Annotated in this window: 11 protein-coding genes; 8 read left to right on the top strand and 3 right to left on the bottom strand. The window is 60.9% G+C overall.

The annotated features are described in order from the left end of the window. Nucleotides 1–12: 12 nt before the first annotated feature. Nucleotides 13–426: an NUDIX domain-containing protein gene (locus CKW32_RS02195; protein WP_095183939.1), complete on the bottom strand. Its 414-nt coding sequence runs from the start codon at nucleotides 424–426 to the stop codon at nucleotides 13–15. A gap of 31 nt (nucleotides 427–457) precedes the next feature. Next, entirely contained in the window at nucleotides 458–1,774 is a 1,317-nt protein-coding gene (locus CKW32_RS02190) for an HD domain-containing phosphohydrolase (RefSeq protein ID WP_032891839.1), read from the bottom strand. Between the two features lie 380 nt (nucleotides 1,775–2,154). Here CKW32_RS02190 and CKW32_RS02185 point away from each other — a divergent pair, with 380 nt between their 5' ends. The 8 genes from CKW32_RS02185 (at nucleotide 2,155) to CKW32_RS02150 (ending at nucleotide 13,829) form a co-directional block, all read left to right on the top strand. Then, nucleotides 2,155–3,078 (top strand): cytochrome-c peroxidase, encoded by a 924-nt coding sequence (locus CKW32_RS02185; RefSeq protein WP_371260767.1) that lies wholly within the window; start codon nucleotides 2,155–2,157, stop codon nucleotides 3,076–3,078. Nucleotides 3,079–3,088: 10 nt separating this feature from the next. Next, nucleotides 3,089–4,903 (top strand): DAHL domain-containing protein, encoded by a 1,815-nt coding sequence (locus tag CKW32_RS02180; RefSeq protein WP_095183938.1) that lies wholly within the window; start codon nucleotides 3,089–3,091, stop codon nucleotides 4,901–4,903. Next, entirely contained in the window at nucleotides 4,900–6,294 is a 1,395-nt protein-coding gene (locus CKW32_RS02175; RefSeq protein ID WP_095183937.1) for an ATP-binding protein, read from the top strand. The genes CKW32_RS02180 and CKW32_RS02175 overlap by 4 nt, the downstream gene beginning before the upstream one ends. 232 nt (nucleotides 6,295–6,526) lie before the next feature. Then, entirely contained in the window at nucleotides 6,527–8,158 is a 1,632-nt protein-coding gene (locus tag CKW32_RS02170) for a glucan biosynthesis protein (protein WP_095183936.1), read from the top strand. Beyond that, entirely contained in the window at nucleotides 8,155–10,419 is a 2,265-nt protein-coding gene (gene bglX, locus CKW32_RS02165) for a beta-glucosidase BglX (RefSeq protein ID WP_095183935.1), read from the top strand. The genes CKW32_RS02170 and bglX overlap by 4 nt, the downstream gene beginning before the upstream one ends. Nucleotides 10,420–10,500: 81 nt before the next feature. Continuing rightward, nucleotides 10,501–12,120: an FMN-binding glutamate synthase family protein gene (locus CKW32_RS02160; RefSeq protein ID WP_095183934.1), complete on the top strand. Its 1,620-nt coding sequence runs from the start codon at nucleotides 10,501–10,503 to the stop codon at nucleotides 12,118–12,120. An 11-nt stretch (nucleotides 12,121–12,131) separates the two neighbouring features. Then, nucleotides 12,132–12,416, top strand: a complete 285-nt coding sequence (locus tag CKW32_RS02155; RefSeq protein ID WP_095183933.1) for a putative quinol monooxygenase — start codon at nucleotides 12,132–12,134, stop codon at nucleotides 12,414–12,416. A gap of 282 nt (nucleotides 12,417–12,698) precedes the next feature. After that, a complete protein-coding gene (locus CKW32_RS02150; protein ID WP_095183932.1) occupies nucleotides 12,699–13,829 on the top strand; it encodes an OpgC family protein in 1,131 nt (376 codons plus the stop codon). A 39-nt stretch (nucleotides 13,830–13,868) separates the two neighbouring features. Here the strand turns inward: CKW32_RS02150 and CKW32_RS02145 are convergent, their stop codons facing one another. Then, complete coding sequence (locus tag CKW32_RS02145) at nucleotides 13,869–15,287, bottom strand: amino acid permease (protein ID WP_032891858.1); 1,419 nt, start codon at nucleotides 15,285–15,287, stop codon at nucleotides 13,869–13,871. Nucleotides 15,288–15,498: the final 211 nt, after the last annotated feature.

Genomic DNA, 15,498 nt, shown 5'->3' with positions numbered 1-15,498 from the left:
TGCGCCTGAGCGTCAGGCAGTAATGGCCAGCAATGAGCGATAGAACGGCAGGATCTGGTCACGGGTCAAGGGCGCCAGCACCAGGCCGCCATCACCGGCAGGGTCGATCCAGCGAACCTCTTCGATTTCAGCAGCCGGACTGACCTGCGCATCGATCTGCACTTGGAACAATTGAGCTTGCACGGTAAATCCCGGCTCATTGACCGCAGGGGCCGAGAAGTTACCCAGGTAGACCGCGTCGCTGGGTTTGATGTGCAGGTTCAGCTCTTCGTACAACTCACGGGCCAGGGCCTCGGCAGGTTGTTCACCGGCGTCGATCTTGCCACCGGGTTGCATAAAGGCCTGGGTGCCGCGCTTGCGCACCAGCAGGGTTCGGCCGTCAGCGCCGATCAGCAGGGCGGCGGCGATACGGATAGTGGTAGGCATGAATTGAACACCTTGAATTCAAAAATAAACATTATTGGAGCACTGCTTCGGTGTCGTCCGGCTTCTTGATAAACACGCTGTACTTGGCGCCTTCCATCGCTTCGAACGCAATCAGCTTGTCCACCAACGGCAGGTTCAGCACCTTGCCGGCGTTGAGCAGCAACATCCCGTTGTCGGCATTGAGGTTGCGCGCCAGGACCATGCCATCGGCCAGTTCCCGGGTGCTCAACACTTTGACGGTCGGGTCGCCCAGGGTCACATCACTGAGAAATGCCGCGCAAGCCTGGACGAAGTCCTCGATCAGCTCTGGATCGTAGAGGCGCCCGGCGTATTTGCGGATATATAACAGAGCTTCATCGCTGTTCAGATGCCGCTCAAGGATCAGGCCCTTCTGCAGTTCGATAAAGTCCACCGCCAGCTTCAGCAGGCGCGAACCGAACGGAATCGCATCGCCCTTGAGGTGGTCGGGAAAACCACTGCCGTCCCAGCGCTCCTGATGGTGACGAATCATCCGCGCCGCATCCTTCATCGGCTCCAGGGTCATCAACAGCGATTCGCTCTGGGTCGGATAACCGCGGTACCGTTCGCGATCGGTGCTGTGCAGCTTGTCGGCCGGTTCGATCAACATGCTGTCGCTCCAGCTCAGCTTGCCGATGTTGTACAACGCAGCTGCCATGGCCAAGTCACGGGCGCTGGCGTCGTCTATGGACTGGGCGGTGCAGTACACACGCACCAGTTCGATCAGCGCGCGGTTGGTCTGTTTGTCCTTGGGTAGACGCAGGTTGGCCAACAACGAAAACACTTCGGTGCCGGTCACGTAGCTGCGCTTGAGCTCGTCATAGGCCAGATCGAGCATATCGGCGGTTTGCTGCAACTCGGACGTGCGCGCTGCCACCCGTTTTTCCAGCGTGTTGTTGAGCGCCTTGAGCTGCTCGTTCTGCTCCTGGGTCAAGCGCTCCAGGCGCTGATGCTCCAGAGCCTGCTGCAAGATCAGCTTTAGTTCGTCGTCGTTCCAGGGTTTGCCGATATAGCGGTGGATCTGCCCTTCGTTGATCGCCTTGATGATGGTCGGCAGGTCGGCGTAGCCGCTGAGCAGAATGCGACTGGTAGCGGGATAAAGGCGATGAACCTCGGCCAGCAATTGTGCGCCGTCCATGCCCGGCATGCGCGCATCGCTCATCACCAGGTCAATGGGTTGGGCGGCCATGATCTCCAGGGCCTGGGCGCCGCTGCCCGCGAGCACTACATCGAAGGGTTGGCCGCGCAACAGGCGGCGCAAGCTGTTGAGGATCGACTCTTCATCGTCGACCAGCAAAATAGTGGGTTTCGTCGCAAGTTGTTCATCCATGCCTACTGCGCCTTCACATTGAACTGAATGGAGCTGAATTGAACCCTGGTACTAAGCCGTGTTCCCTCGCCCAAGGCGCGGGCTTGATTTGACGCCAACTGGCCGCCGAATTCAAGGGAGCTCGACTAAGCTGTGACATCAGGTCAGTGCCCCGCCGCGCCAAGTTGCCCAACAGCACGTTGCTGGGCAACCGGCCCTCCTCAAAACCCGGGAGAGCGAAGAGAGCCAGGGTTTTCTATTCAGCAAGGCCGCGTCGACAAAGGATTTTGCCCAATGGCTGCAGTTGGGCTGCGCCATGCCGATAACCTATCAATAGTCCACACGATGCAAGGAGTGCTCGCTTGAGCGACGTCGCAACTCACGGTTTCGGCCTGGTCCTTATGATGGGACTCAGTGTGTCACTGATGGCCGCGCCGCTGGATGAGGCACTCAAACCTTTGCCGACGGTTCCAGTACTGGACTCAGCCAAAGTCGAGCTGGGTCGGCAACTGTTCAACGAGCCGCGCCTGTCGGTGAATAACACCCTGTCTTGTGCCAGCTGTCACCGACTGGCCTCCGGCGGCGCTGACGACAAGCCGTTCTCAATAGGTTTCGACGGCAAACCGGTGCAAATCAATACCCCCTCGGTCTTGAACGCCAGCCTGAACTTCAAGCAGTTCTGGAATGGCCGCGTAGACACGTTGCAAGCGCAGGTCGAACAAGTGGTTATCAGCCCCGTGGAGATGGGCAGCGACTGGAAAACCGTGGTGCAGAAACTGTCAGACGTGCCCGCCTACCAGAGCGCCTTCAAGCAGGCGTACCCCGACGGCGTCACCGTCGACAATGTGCAAAACGCCCTGGCCACCTATGAACGCACGCTGCTCACCCCTAACTCGCGGTTCGATCAGTACCTGCTGGGCAACACGGAGATTCTCACGATCGAGGAAAAATACGGCTACCAGCGTTTCAAGGATTACGGCTGCATCGCTTGTCACCAGGGCGTGAATATCGGCGGCAACATGTTCCAGAAGTTCGGCGTGATGGGTGATTACTTCAAGGCGCGCGGCAACCCGGTGGAGTCCGACCTGGGGCGCTACCTGCTGACCCTGGACGAAGAAGATCGCCACGTGTTCAAGGTGCCCAGCCTGCGCAACGTGGCCGTCACCGCGCCGTACTTCCACGATGCCTCGGCCAAGACCCTGGAAGCGGCGGTGGATGTGATGTTCAAGTACCAGTTGGGGCGCAACCCTTCCCAGGAAGACAAAGACCTGATTATCCAGTTTCTCAAGACCCTGACCGGCGAATGGGCAGGCAAGCCCCTATGAGCATACCGTCATGACCCCCTCCCGCCGTCGCACCAGCCAAGTGTTGCTTGGCCTGATCACCCTGTTGCTGGCCTCTACGCTGGTGTTTTTGTACCTCAAATCCTCACGCGACCAGACCGCCGGCTACACCCAATCGAGGGATCTGATCCGCCAGTTGCAGCAGCTCAACGCCCAATGGGACAGCGAAGTGCTTAAGGCGCGGATCGCGATCACTCACAACTACGATCCGCTGGTCACCCCACTCACGGAAATGACCCGGCTCTGGGCCGAACTCAATACCCGCGATACCTACCACGACCCGCAAGACCTGAGTCGCTGGCAAACCAGCCAGGAGGCTTATCAGGCGGCGATCCAGGAAAAAGCCAGGCTGGTCGACCAGTTCAAGTCCCACAACGCGGTGCTGCGCAATTCCCTCGCGTTTTTGCCAACAGCCGAGGACGACATCCAGGCCCAGTTCAATCGCATTGACAATGAAGGCCGCCTGCAACTGCAGGATGTGGCCACCGACATTTACGACCTGTTGCTCAGTAGCCTCGAATTCGCCCAGGTCACCAGCGACGATCGCGCCGCAGATATTCTGGTGGGGTTGGGCAAGCTGACAATCAACAAGGAGAGCCTGCCCGCTGAGTTCCAGGGCCCGATAGACATCCTCAGCAACCACATTTCGCTGATTCTGCGTGAGCAGCCGGTGGTCAACAGCCTGCTCGAACACATTGCCTCCATACCCGTGGCCGAGCGCCTGGACGACTTGACCACCCACCTCGATCAGGACCAGCAAGCATCTGACCTGATCGACCATCAATATCACCGCTACCTGTTGGTTTTCTCGACGTTACTGGTGGTGCTGCTGCTCTACCTGGCCGTGCGCCTGTTGCGTAGTTTTGCCGAGATCAATCGAGTCAACCGAGCGTTGCAGGCCGCCAACGAAACCCTGGAACAACGGGTGGAACGCCGCACCCAGCAGCTCAAGGATGCGCAGAGCGAACTGCTGGACAGCGCGCGCCAGGCTGGCATGGCGGAGATCGCCACCAACGTGCTGCATAACGTTGGCAACGTGCTCAACAGCGTGAATATCTCCGCCGAGCTGGTCACCCGCAAACTGCGCAGCAGCAAGGCGTTGGGCCTGGGCAAGGCCATGCAACTGATCAACGAGCACCAGGCAGACCTCGGCGCCTTCCTGACCTTGGATGAAAAAGGCAAGCTGCTGCCGGGCTACCTGAACCAACTGGTGGACGCCATTGCCGTCGAACAACAGGCTATGACCGATGAGCTGGCGCAACTGAGCAAAAGCGTCGACCACATCAAGGACATCGTCTCCACCCAGCAATCCTATGCCGGCGTGTCCACGCTGATGGAACCGGTGCACATCAGCGATTTGATGGAGGACGCCTTGCGCATGAACGCCGGTTCGCTTAGCCGCCACAACGTCACGGTGGTCAAGGAATATGGGCGGGTACCGGAGATCATGGCGGACAAACACCGGTTGCTGTTGATCATGGTCAACCTGATCAGCAACGCCAAGCACGCCATGTCCAACCTCACCGAACGGCCACGACAGATGACCCTGGCGGTGCAACAACTGGAGGACAGCACCTTGCAGATAAGCGTGAAGGACGAGGGCGAAGGCATCCCCGCCGAAAACATGACCCGGATCTTCACCCACGGTTTCACCACCCGCAAGGAAGGCCACGGCTTCGGTCTGCACAGCTGCGCCCTGGCCGCAGTGGAAATGAACGGCCAGCTCAGCGCCCACAGCGACGGGCCGGGCCTGGGCGCGGTGTTCACCTTGAAAATCCCTCTCACCCTTGCCGGAAGCCCGCCATGAACCAGCCCCCTAACCGGCGTATTTTGCTGATCGACGATACCCCCTCGATTCACGACGACTTTCGCAAGATCCTGATGCCCGCTGTCGAGTCGAACGAGGCGCTGGATGAGATGGAGTCGGCGCTGTTTGGCGACACCAGCAAACCCACGGTGCAAACCTTCGAGCTGCACTCGGCCTACGGCGGCGAAGAAGGCCTGCAACTGCTCATCACCGCGATGACAGAGCAACGACCCTACGCGCTGGCCTTTGTGGACATGCGCATGCCTCAGGGGTGGGACGGGGCCAAAACCATCGAGGAGTTGTGGAAAATCGACCCCGGCCTGCAGGTGGTGGTGTGCACCGCGTATTCGGATTATTCCTGGGATGACCTGCTGTATCGCCTGCATGGCCACGATCGCTTGCTGATCCTGAAAAAGCCTTTCGACAATATCGAAGTCCAGCAGATGGCCAACACCCTGGCTAACAAATGGGACATGGCCCGGCGCGCCTCGGTGAAAACCATCCACTTGGAGCAATTGGTGGAGCAACGCACCCAGGCGCTGCAACTGGAAATCGACGAGCGCAAGCAGCTGGAAAGCCAGCTGGTGCAGTCGGAAAAACTCGCGTCCCTGGGGCAACTGGCGGCGGGTGTGGCCCATGAGATCAACAACCCGGTGGGGTTTATCTCGTCCAACCTCAGCAGCCTCGACACCTACTTCAACCAGCTGCAACAGATGCTGGACGCTTACCGCCAGGCCGAGGAAAGCCTCGCACCGGGTGAACAACGCGATCAACTGAAGGCCTTGCGCAACGAGCTGGAGCTGGATTTTCTCAAGGAAGACATTCCACTCCTGATCCGCGAATCCAAGGAGGGCATAGGTCGTGTGGCCCAGATCGTCAAAGACCTGAAGAACTTCTCGCGGGTGGACAACGATCAGACTTGGCAATTTGCCAATCTGCAACAAGGCATCGACTCGACGCTGAACATCGTCGCCAGTGAACTCAAGTACAAGGCCGATGTGGTGAAGCATTACGCGCCGCTGCCGGACATCGAATGCCTGGCTTCGCAGCTCAATCAGGTGGTGATGAACCTGGTGATCAACGCCGCACAAGCCATGGGGCCGGAGCGCGGCACCATAACCATCAGCAACGGCGTGGAGGGCGAAAACATCTGGCTGGAAGTGGCAGACAACGGCTGCGGAATTCCACCGCACGCGCTGCAAAAGATCTTCGATCCGTTCTTCACCACCAAGCCGGTGGGCGAAGGGACGGGCTTGGGATTGTCGCTCTCCTACGGCATCGTCAAGAAACACCGTGGTGATATTTCCGTCAGCAGCGAGCTGGGTAAGGGCACGACGTTTCGCGTGGTGTTGCCGATTCGGCAGACGGTGGCGCGGGACACGCCATCGTAATCAGCCTCACGTCTCGTTTTTTCCGGACTCGCCCCAAACGAGGACCTATTGAATAAGCGCTGATGACAAGCGCCGCGCGCCTGCCCCGCTCCTCAGCTGCCTCTGGGACCTGTTATTTCTGACAGTAGACAGCCACCTTCCCCCCCTCGAAACTCCTGGCAAGCAACACGGTTGCAGGCCGGCGGCGTGTTGATCGTGAAGATGGCTCCTCTTCGTCCAAGGAATGGTCACCATGTCCACACGTCGCGAGTTCCTGGCGTACGCTTCGCTGACCGCCCTGCTCACGCATCTGGGCAAGGGCGCCCTGGCTGCCGACAGTGCCGATCAGGCCGGCCCCTTTTCCTTCGACGGCTTGATCGAACAGGCACAAGTCGATGCCTTGAAACCCTACCGTTATCCCAACACGGACTCGGACGCGCTGTTGACGAAACTCGACTACGCCGCCCACGGCCAGATCCGCTTCAAACCCGAGTTGGCTCTGTTTGCCAAGGGGCCGGGGCAGTTTCCCGTGACCTTCTTCCATCTGGGATCATTTTTTCGCACACCGGTGAGGGTGTATGCGCTGGACAACGGCGTCGCCCGCGAGATCGTTTACGACCCGGCGAACTTCGACATGCCCGGCGACAGCCCGGCCCACGCCTTGCCCCGTAACAGTGGATTCGCCGGTTTTCGCATCCAGGAAAGCCGTCTGGGCAACCAGACCAAACTCCCGTGGCAACAGAACGACTGGGTGGCCTTTCTTGGCGCATCGTACTTCCGGGCTATCGGCGAGTTGTACCAGTACGGTCTGTCGGCACGGGCGATTGCCCTGGACGTGGCTGAGGCCGGCAAGGCTGAAGAATTTCCTGCCTTCACCCAGATCTGGTTCGAACCGCCGAAGGACCTGCACGCCACGTCCATAACCCTCTTTGCGCGGCTCGACGGGCCCAGTATCTGCGGCGCCTACCGTTTCGTGATCGACCGCACGCAGGGCGTGATCATGGACGTCGACTGTACGTTCTTCCTGCGCAAGAGCGTCCGCCGGCTGGGCATTGCACCGCTGACTTCGATGTTCTGGTTCAGTGAAACCGCCAAGCGAACCGCCGCAGATTGGCGCCCCGAAGTCCACGACAGCGACGGACTGGCGCTCTGGACCGGCAACGGCGAGCGCATCTGGCGCCCTCTGAACAACCCGCCGCGCACTGTGGTTTCGGCGTTCAGCGACCATCAACCGAAGGGCTTCGGCCTGTTACAACGTGACCGCAATTTTGACCACTACCTCGATGGCGTGAATTATCAGCGCCGCCCCAGCCTATGGGTCGAGCCGTTGGGCGACTGGGGCGAAGGCAGCGTACAACTGATGGAAAATGGCACTGACGATGAGATCCACGACAACATCGTCGCCATGTGGGTGCCCTCGGCCCCCGCCGAAGCGGGCAATCGCTATACGCTACGTTACCGCCTGCACTGGATGGCCCAGGAGCCTTACGCTTCGCCATTGGCGGTGTGCTTGGCCACGCGTCTGGGCAAAGGCGGCCAACCGGGGCAGCCACGTCCCGCGGGAGTGCGTAAATTTGTCGTCGAATTTCAAGGCGCACCGTTGGAAAAACTTGCACCGGGCGTCAAGCCCGAGGCCGTGATCAGTTGCTCCCGAGGCGAGCTTGGACTTGTCTTCACCGAAGCCGTGCCGGACGGCGTCGTCGGTCATTGGCGAGCACAGTTCGATTTAGCCGTCGACGGCAAGGAACCGGTGGAGCTGCGCCTGTTCCTGCGCCTGGACGGTCAGCCGCTGTCAGAGACCTGGCTGTATCAGTACCACCCCTTCAACTCGGATTCGACGGCAATCGGTGTCGCTTCAACGGCTGACACCGGCAACCGGCAATGAAACGCTTTCGTCAATTGACGCTGCTCTACCTGACGCTCAGTGTCAGCACCGCAGCCCTGCCGGCCAATGAGCAGGAATGGGTGGAAGGCTTGCTGCAACAGATGACGCTCGAAGAAAAAATCGGCCAACTCAGCCAGCTCGGCATTCAGGACACACCGACCGGCCCTGTCATCGACCAAGGCACACAGTCGCATCTGCCCGAGAGCATGGTCGGCTCGATCCTTGGCGCGTACGGTTTCGAGCAGACTCTCGCGCTGCAGAAACACGTCGTCACCCACTCGCGCCTGCACATACCGCTGCTGTTTGCATTCGATGTGATTCACGGCTTTCGAACCGTATTTCCCGTGCCGTTGGCGGAAGCCTCGGCCTGGGACCCCGACCTGGCGCAGCGCACCGCTCGCGCGGCTGCCATTGAAGCGACGGCCAGCGGCGTGCACTGGACGTTCGCGCCCATGGTCGACATCGCCCGCGACCCGCGCTGGGGCCGTGTGGTGGAAAGTACCGGCGAAGATCCGTTTTTGGGCGCAGCGCTGGCCAGTGCCAAGGTAAAGGGGTTCCACGGTGCGGGGCCGCACGACAGCTCGTTCATGCTGACGACCGCGAAACACTTCGTCACCTACGGCGCGGCCGAGGGTGGGCGGGACTATAACGTCGCCGACGTGTCGGAACGCACCTTGCAGGAAGTGCACTTACCGCCTTTCCGGGCGGCCGTCGCGGCGGGCGTCGATGCAATCATGCCCTCGTTCAACGAAATAGCCGGGACACCCCTGCACAGCAACACCGCGTTATTGACCGGGGTGCTGCGCAATCAATGGCGATTCACCGGCCTGATTGTCAGTGACTTCAACGCGATCTGGGAGTTGAGTCAGCATGGCGTAGCGGATATTCCGGCCGACACGGCGCGGCTGGCACTCACCGCTGGCGTGGACGTCGACATGGCCAGCCAGATGTACCGCCGATACCTGCCGACACTGGTGCGCACTGGCCAGATCCCCATGGCCGCAGTGGATGCTGCGGTGCGCCGCGTCCTCCAGACTAAACAACGCCTGGGCCTGTTCGATGACCCTTACCGCTACAGCAATGAGGCGCGGCAGCGAGCCAATACCCTGACACCGCAGCACCGTGCCCTGGCCCGGGAGGCTGCGCAGAAATCCATTGTGCTGCTGAAAAACAACGACGCACTGCTGCCCCTGTCCAAGCACCTGCGCAACGTACTGGTGGTCGGCAGCCTGGCCACGGATGCCGAAGCCACGATCGGCCCCTGGGCCTTGGCGGCTCATCCTGAAGATTCGATCACGATCTTGCAGGGCATACGCCATGCCGTCGCCCCCGACACCGAGGTGGTTTACCTGGGCGGTGCATCGCCCATCAGCAACGCGGTTGATGACCTGGCAGAAGTCCTGCAGGCCGCCCGCGATGCCGAGGTGGTGATCGCGGTGCTCGGTGAGCGCGCCGATCAGAGCGGTGAAGCTCGCAGTCGCACGGACTTGGGCCTGCCGGGTGCCCAGGACACGTTGTTGCGTGCCCTGTTGGACACCGGCAAGCCCGTGGTCATCGTGCTGATGAATGGCCGCCCGCTCGTGTTCTCGAAGACCGTGCGCGAGGCGCCGGCGCTTCTGGAAACCTGGTTCCTGGGCAGTGAAATGGGCAACGCGGTGGCCGATGTTCTGTTCGGTGACATCAACCCCAGCGGCAAACTGCCGATCACCGTCCCCCGTAACGTGGGGCAGATCCCCCTCTACTACGCGCACAAAAACACCGGCCGCCCGCCCACCGGTGCCGGCGGTTATGAGTCCGGCTACATCGATGAACTCTGGACGCCGCTGTATCCCTTCGGTTTCGGCCTCAGCTATACCTCGTTCAGCTATGACACGCCTCGGATCAGCGCCGAGCGGCTAGCGTCCACCGAGTCCCTGACGGTGCACGTGAACGTCACCAATACCGGCCAGCGCGCCGGTGATGAAATCGTCCAGCTGTACCTGCGCGACGACGTCGCCAGCGTCACTCGCCCGGTCCGCCAACTGCGCGGCTTTCGCAAAATCCACCTGGCGCCCGGTGAGAAGCGCAGCGTGAACTTCAATCTTGGCCCACAGGACTTCGCACTGCTCAATCAACATTTTTCGCCGGTAATAGAGGCCGGCACTTTTACCGTCTTCGTCGGCGGCGATTCGACCACCACCCATCAGGCTCGGTTCGAGGTCACGGACAGCCGTGAACTCTCTGCCTCAGGCCCATCCGAGCCCCCCACACGCGCTCGCTGAATACCACTGTGGGTTGTCCGGGCTTTCCTTACTGGCGCAGAATGCCGGATCGACCTGAGAGTCCGAACCCAAGGAAACCGTATGAGCCTGTCCTTGCTAAGCCGTTACGCCTTCTTTGCCGTGTGCGTCATCTTCACCCTCGCCAGCCTTCCCTTTATCCAACACGAATGGCTGTGGCCCATCACCCTGGTCACCGGCGTGTTGAGCCTGATCGGTATCTTCGACCTGTTGCAAAGTCCCCACGCGGTGCGCCGCAACTATCCGATCCTGGGCAATATCCGTTACCTGGTAGAAGCCATCCGCCCGGAAATCCGCCAGTACCTGCTGGAGTCCGACAGCGACGCCCTGCCCTTCTCGCGTTCGCAACGCTCACTGGTTTACTCGCGGGCCAAGAACGAAACCGCCGACAAGCCCTTCGGCACCCTGATTGACGTGTATCAGGCGGGCTTCGAATTTATCGGCCACTCCATGCGCCCCGCGCCGTTGAGTGACCCCAGCGCCTTTCGCGTAATGGTCGGCGGTCCGCAGTGCACACAGCCGTACTCGGCGTCAGTGTTCAACATATCGGCGATGAGCTTTGGTTCATTGAGTGCCAACGCCATCCGCGCGCTCAACCAGGGCGCCAAGCTGGGCAACTTCGCCCATGACACTGGCGAAGGCAGCATCAGCCCCTATCACCGCGAAAACGGCGGTGACCTGACCTGGGAACTGGGCAGCGGTTACTTCGGCTGCCGCACCAGCGACGGCCGCTTCGACCCGGAGCGCTTTGCCGTGCAGGCGCAGAACCCACAGGTGCGCATGATCGAAATCAAGATGAGCCAGGGCGCAAAACCCGGCCATGGCGGGATCCTGCCCAAGCACAAGGTGACTAAAGAAATCGCCGAGACCCGTGGCATCCTGATGGGCGAAGACTGCATCTCGCCGTCGCGCCACAGTGCGTTCTCCACGCCCATCGAACTGATGCAATTCATCGCCCAACTGCGCGAGCTGTCCGGCGGCAAGCCGGTAGGTTTCAAGTTCTGCCTGGGCCACCCGTGGGAATTCATGGGCATCGCCAAGGCCATGCTCGAAACCGGCATCCTCCCGGACTTTATCGTGGTAGACGGCAAGGAAGGCGGCACCGGCGCGGCGCCCGTGGAGTTCACCGACCATATCGGCGTGCCGCTGCGTGAAGGCCTGTTGTTTGTGCACAACACCCTGGTGGGCCTGAACCTGCGCGACAAGATCAAGCTCGGCGCCAGCGGCAAGATCGTCAGCGCCTTCGACATCGCCAGCGTCCTGGCCATCGGCGCCGACTGGGCCAACTCGGCGCGCGGCTTCATGTTCGCCATCGGCTGCATCCAATCGCAAAGCTGTCACACCAACAAATGCCCCACCGGCGTCGCCACCCAAGACCCGCTGCGCCAGCGCGCCCTGGTGGTGCCGGACAAGGCCCAGCGCGTATTCAACTTCCACCGCAACACCCTCAAGGCCCTGGCCGAGATGCTCGCGGCGGCAGGCCTGGATCATCCGTCGCAACTGTCGGCCAAGCACCTGGTGCGGCGCATGTCGGCGACCGAGATCAAGTTGTTCTCGCAGTTGCATGTGTTCCTCAAGCCCGGCGAGTTGCTCACCGGCGAGGTGAACGGCGAATTCTATTCGCGGATGTGGCAGATGGCGCGTGCGGACAGTTTTGAGCCCCACGACGTAGCCGCGGCTTAAGGACGCTAACCATGCTGAAGGTCATCGCTGAAGATTTCATCAAGCCCGAACACCTCGACACGGTACGTCCCTGGCACGCCGAACTGGTGGAAAAAACCCGCCAGGAACCGCTGTGCATCGCCTACGACCTGTTTGTCGATCAGGACGACCCCGGGCACTTCATTTTCATTGAGCAATGGCCCGACCAGGCCGCGCTCGACACGCATTGCCAGACCGAACACTTTACCCGGCTGGTGCCGCAGATAAACGAGCACCAGGCCAAGCCATGCAAAGTGCTGTTGATGGATGCGTTCTGACCCAGCCTTTCCAGACTGAACCGGACCACCGAGGGCATCGTTGTTAACGAAATCCCCGGAGAGACGGTTCAGTTGTACCTTGTTAAAGCAGCCTCCTCTCATGCCGTACTCCCCGATACCCAGGGCACGTCAGAGATCATTGACGTCTAGAGACATTCAGTAATATCCAGCCTTTGCAATTGCTTGGAAATACCGCCAACCTGCGCCCGCCCGACCTGCGGCGTACGACAATTCGCGCCTGCGCCTGTCATTACTAAACCTTTCGTCAAAGAGCCCGCTGCCATGCTGAACGGACGCGACCCGCGCATCGATTTTTTTCGGGGCCTGGCGTTGATCTTCATTTTTTGGGATCACGTTCCCCACAATCCCCTCGGCCAGATCACCCTACGCAATTTCGGTTTCAGCGATGCGGCCGAAGTCTTCGTGTTCCTCGCCGGCTACGCCGCTGTGCTGGCCTACGGCAAGATCCTGCAGCGTGATGGCTATTGGTTCGCCACGCTGAAGATCCTGCGCCGTACCTGGGTGTTGTACGTGGTGCACATCTTCTTGCTGGCGATGCTGATGGGCATCGTGTTCTTCGCCAACAGCCATGTGGAAACCCGCGACCTCGTCGAGGAGATGGGCCTGACGCACTTCGTCACCCACCCGCAGCAGGCGCTGACCGATGAACTTCTGCTGCGCTTCAAGCCCAACCTGATGGACCCGCTGCCGCTGTATATCGTGCTGCTCGGTGGTTTGCCGCTGGTGTTGCCGCTGTTGCTGCGCAAGACCTGGCTGGTGGTGGGCGCGTCGATGACGGTGTACCTGCTGGCGCCGTGGATGGGCTGGAACCTGCGGGCGATTGCCGACGGCGTGTGGTACTTCAACCCGGTGACCTGGCAGTTTCTGTTCATCCTCGGTGGCGCGGCGGCGATTCATGCCAGCCGCGAGCGCCCGGCCGAACTGCGGCCACTGCGCCGACAGCCGTTGTTCATGGCGGCGGCGATCTACACCCTGGCTGCAGCGGTGCTGACACTGTCGTGGCGCTGGCCCGAAGTGCACGATACGTGGATGCCATCGGCGGTCAGCGATCTGATCTACCCAATCAGCAAGACCGACCTGTCGCCGCTGCGCCTGCTGCACTTCCTCGCACTGGCGTATGTCACCGCCAAGCTGTTGCCCGGACGCGGCTGGACCGACAACTGGCTGGCGCAGCACACCTGCCGCATGGGCCGTTATTCACTGGAAGTGTTTTGCCTGGGCGTCGTGCTGGCGCCGTTGGCCGACATGGTCAATGCGATGGCTGGCGATGCGCTGCTGATGCAACTGCTGACAGCGCTGGTCGGCGCTTCATTGATGGTGATGCTGGGGTTGTGGCTGGAATTCAACAAGCGCCTGGATCAGTCGCACAAGCTGGTCACACAGGTCAGCTGAAGGGTAAGGCCCGCCGCACGCAGCGGGCCTTGCCAGGCGTCAGGCGGAGTGCACTGGCGCCGCGTTGGCGGTGTTCGGTTGCAGCTTGAACACGTAGAACAACACGGTCAGCAGCACCAGGAAGACTGGACCGACGTACAGCGCGATGCGGGTGTCCGGGAAGTACGCCATCAGGCCCACCACCAGCACCAGAAATGCCAGCGCCAGGTACGAACTGACCGGGTACAGCCACATGCGGTACTTCAGGGCTTTCTGCTCGGCCGGGCTCAGGCTCTTGCGAAACTTGAGCTGGGCCAACAGGATCATCACCCAAGTCCAGATTGCGCCGAAGGTGGCGATGGACGTGACCCAGACGAAAACTTTCTCCGGCACCAGGTAGTTGAGCAGCACGCCGAGTAGCAAGGCGAAGATCGACAGCAGCAAGGCTTTGCGCGGCACGCCGTTGCTCGACGTGGTGGCGAACGCGGCCGGCGCCTGGCCGTTCTGCGCCAGGCTGTAGAGCATGCGCCCGGTGCTGAAGATGCCGCCGTTGCACGACGACAGCGCCGCCGTGATCACCACGAAGTTGATGATGCCCGCTGCGGTCTTGATGCCCAGACGCTCGAAGGTCATCACGAACGGGCTGCCCTGGGTGCCGATTTCATTCCACGGGTAGATCGACAGGATCACGAACAACGCGCCCACGTAGAACAACAGGATGCGCCAGAACACCGACCCGATTGCGCTCGGAATAGTCTTCTGCGGGTTGCGCGCTTCACCGGCGGTGAGGCCGATCATCTCCACGCCGAGGTAGGCGAACATCACCATCTGCAACGACATCAGCACACCCTGCACGCCATTGGGCATGAAGCCGCCGTGGGCCCACAGGTTCGAAATCCCCAGCGCCACGCCGTCGTTGCCAAAGCCGAAGGCGATGATGCCGACGCCGCCGATCACCATGGCAATGATGGTGACGATCTTGATCAGCGCGAACCAGAACTCGAACTCACCAAAGGCTTTTACCGCGATCAGGTTGATGGTGCCCATGCTGATCAGCGCCGCCAGGGCCCAGATCCAGCGCGGGGTGTCGGGGAACCACACGCCCATGTACACCGCCACGGCGGTGATCTCGGCCACACAGGTCACCAGCCACAGGAACCAATAATTCCAGCCGGTCAGAAAGCCCGCCAACGGGCCGAGATAATCCTGGGCATAACGACTGAACGAGCCGGCCACCGGGTTATGCACGGCCATTTCGCCGAGGGCGCGCATGATCACCAGGATGGCCAGGCCGCCGATGATGTAGGAGAGCATGATGGCCGGGCCGGCCATTTCGATGGCCTTGGCCGAGCCGAGGAACAGGCCGACACCGATACAGGCGCCGAGCGCCATCAGGCGGATATGCCGCTCACCCAGTTCGCGTTTGAGCGGGCCGCCCGAAGCGGTCTCGCCATGGGGCAGGTGGTTGCCGACTGGCATAGGGATACAACCTCGTCTTGTTATTGGATATGAGCCTCCGAGTCCAGCACGTCGCGGCGGGTCTGCCGTGACATGCCATCGCCGGTTCACCTTGTGGGCAAACCGGTCCGGCGGGGCCAGATCGGGGGGATGCAGTATAAAAAGCTCAACCCAGTGATTTTCACTCTATAAAAGGCAATATTCAGCGGGAATTGCCGCCTTAATACGATTT

The sequence above is a fragment of the Pseudomonas sp. Irchel 3H9 genome (assembly GCF_900187495.1).
Classification (GTDB): domain Bacteria; phylum Pseudomonadota; class Gammaproteobacteria; order Pseudomonadales; family Pseudomonadaceae; genus Aquipseudomonas; species Aquipseudomonas sivasensis.
This window is presented reverse-complemented; position numbering and strand designations above follow the sequence as displayed.

Coding starts and splice junctions, on each gene's coding strand:
- CKW32_RS02195 (WP_095183939.1), bottom strand. CDS start 426: ATGCCTACCACTATCCGTATCGCCGCCGCCCTGCTGATCGGCGCTGAC.
- CKW32_RS02190 (WP_032891839.1), bottom strand. CDS start 1,774: ATGGATGAACAACTTGCGACGAAACCCACTATTTTGCTGGTCGACGAT.
- CKW32_RS02185 (WP_371260767.1), top strand. CDS start 2,155: ATGATGGGACTCAGTGTGTCACTGATGGCCGCGCCGCTGGATGAGGCA.
- CKW32_RS02180 (WP_095183938.1), top strand. CDS start 3,089: ATGACCCCCTCCCGCCGTCGCACCAGCCAAGTGTTGCTTGGCCTGATC.
- CKW32_RS02175 (WP_095183937.1), top strand. CDS start 4,900: ATGAACCAGCCCCCTAACCGGCGTATTTTGCTGATCGACGATACCCCC.
- CKW32_RS02170 (WP_095183936.1), top strand. CDS start 6,527: ATGTCCACACGTCGCGAGTTCCTGGCGTACGCTTCGCTGACCGCCCTG.
- bglX (WP_095183935.1), top strand. CDS start 8,155: ATGAAACGCTTTCGTCAATTGACGCTGCTCTACCTGACGCTCAGTGTC.
- CKW32_RS02160 (WP_095183934.1), top strand. CDS start 10,501: ATGAGCCTGTCCTTGCTAAGCCGTTACGCCTTCTTTGCCGTGTGCGTC.
- CKW32_RS02155 (WP_095183933.1), top strand. CDS start 12,132: ATGCTGAAGGTCATCGCTGAAGATTTCATCAAGCCCGAACACCTCGAC.
- CKW32_RS02150 (WP_095183932.1), top strand. CDS start 12,699: ATGCTGAACGGACGCGACCCGCGCATCGATTTTTTTCGGGGCCTGGCG.
- CKW32_RS02145 (WP_032891858.1), bottom strand. CDS start 15,287: ATGCCAGTCGGCAACCACCTGCCCCATGGCGAGACCGCTTCGGGCGGC.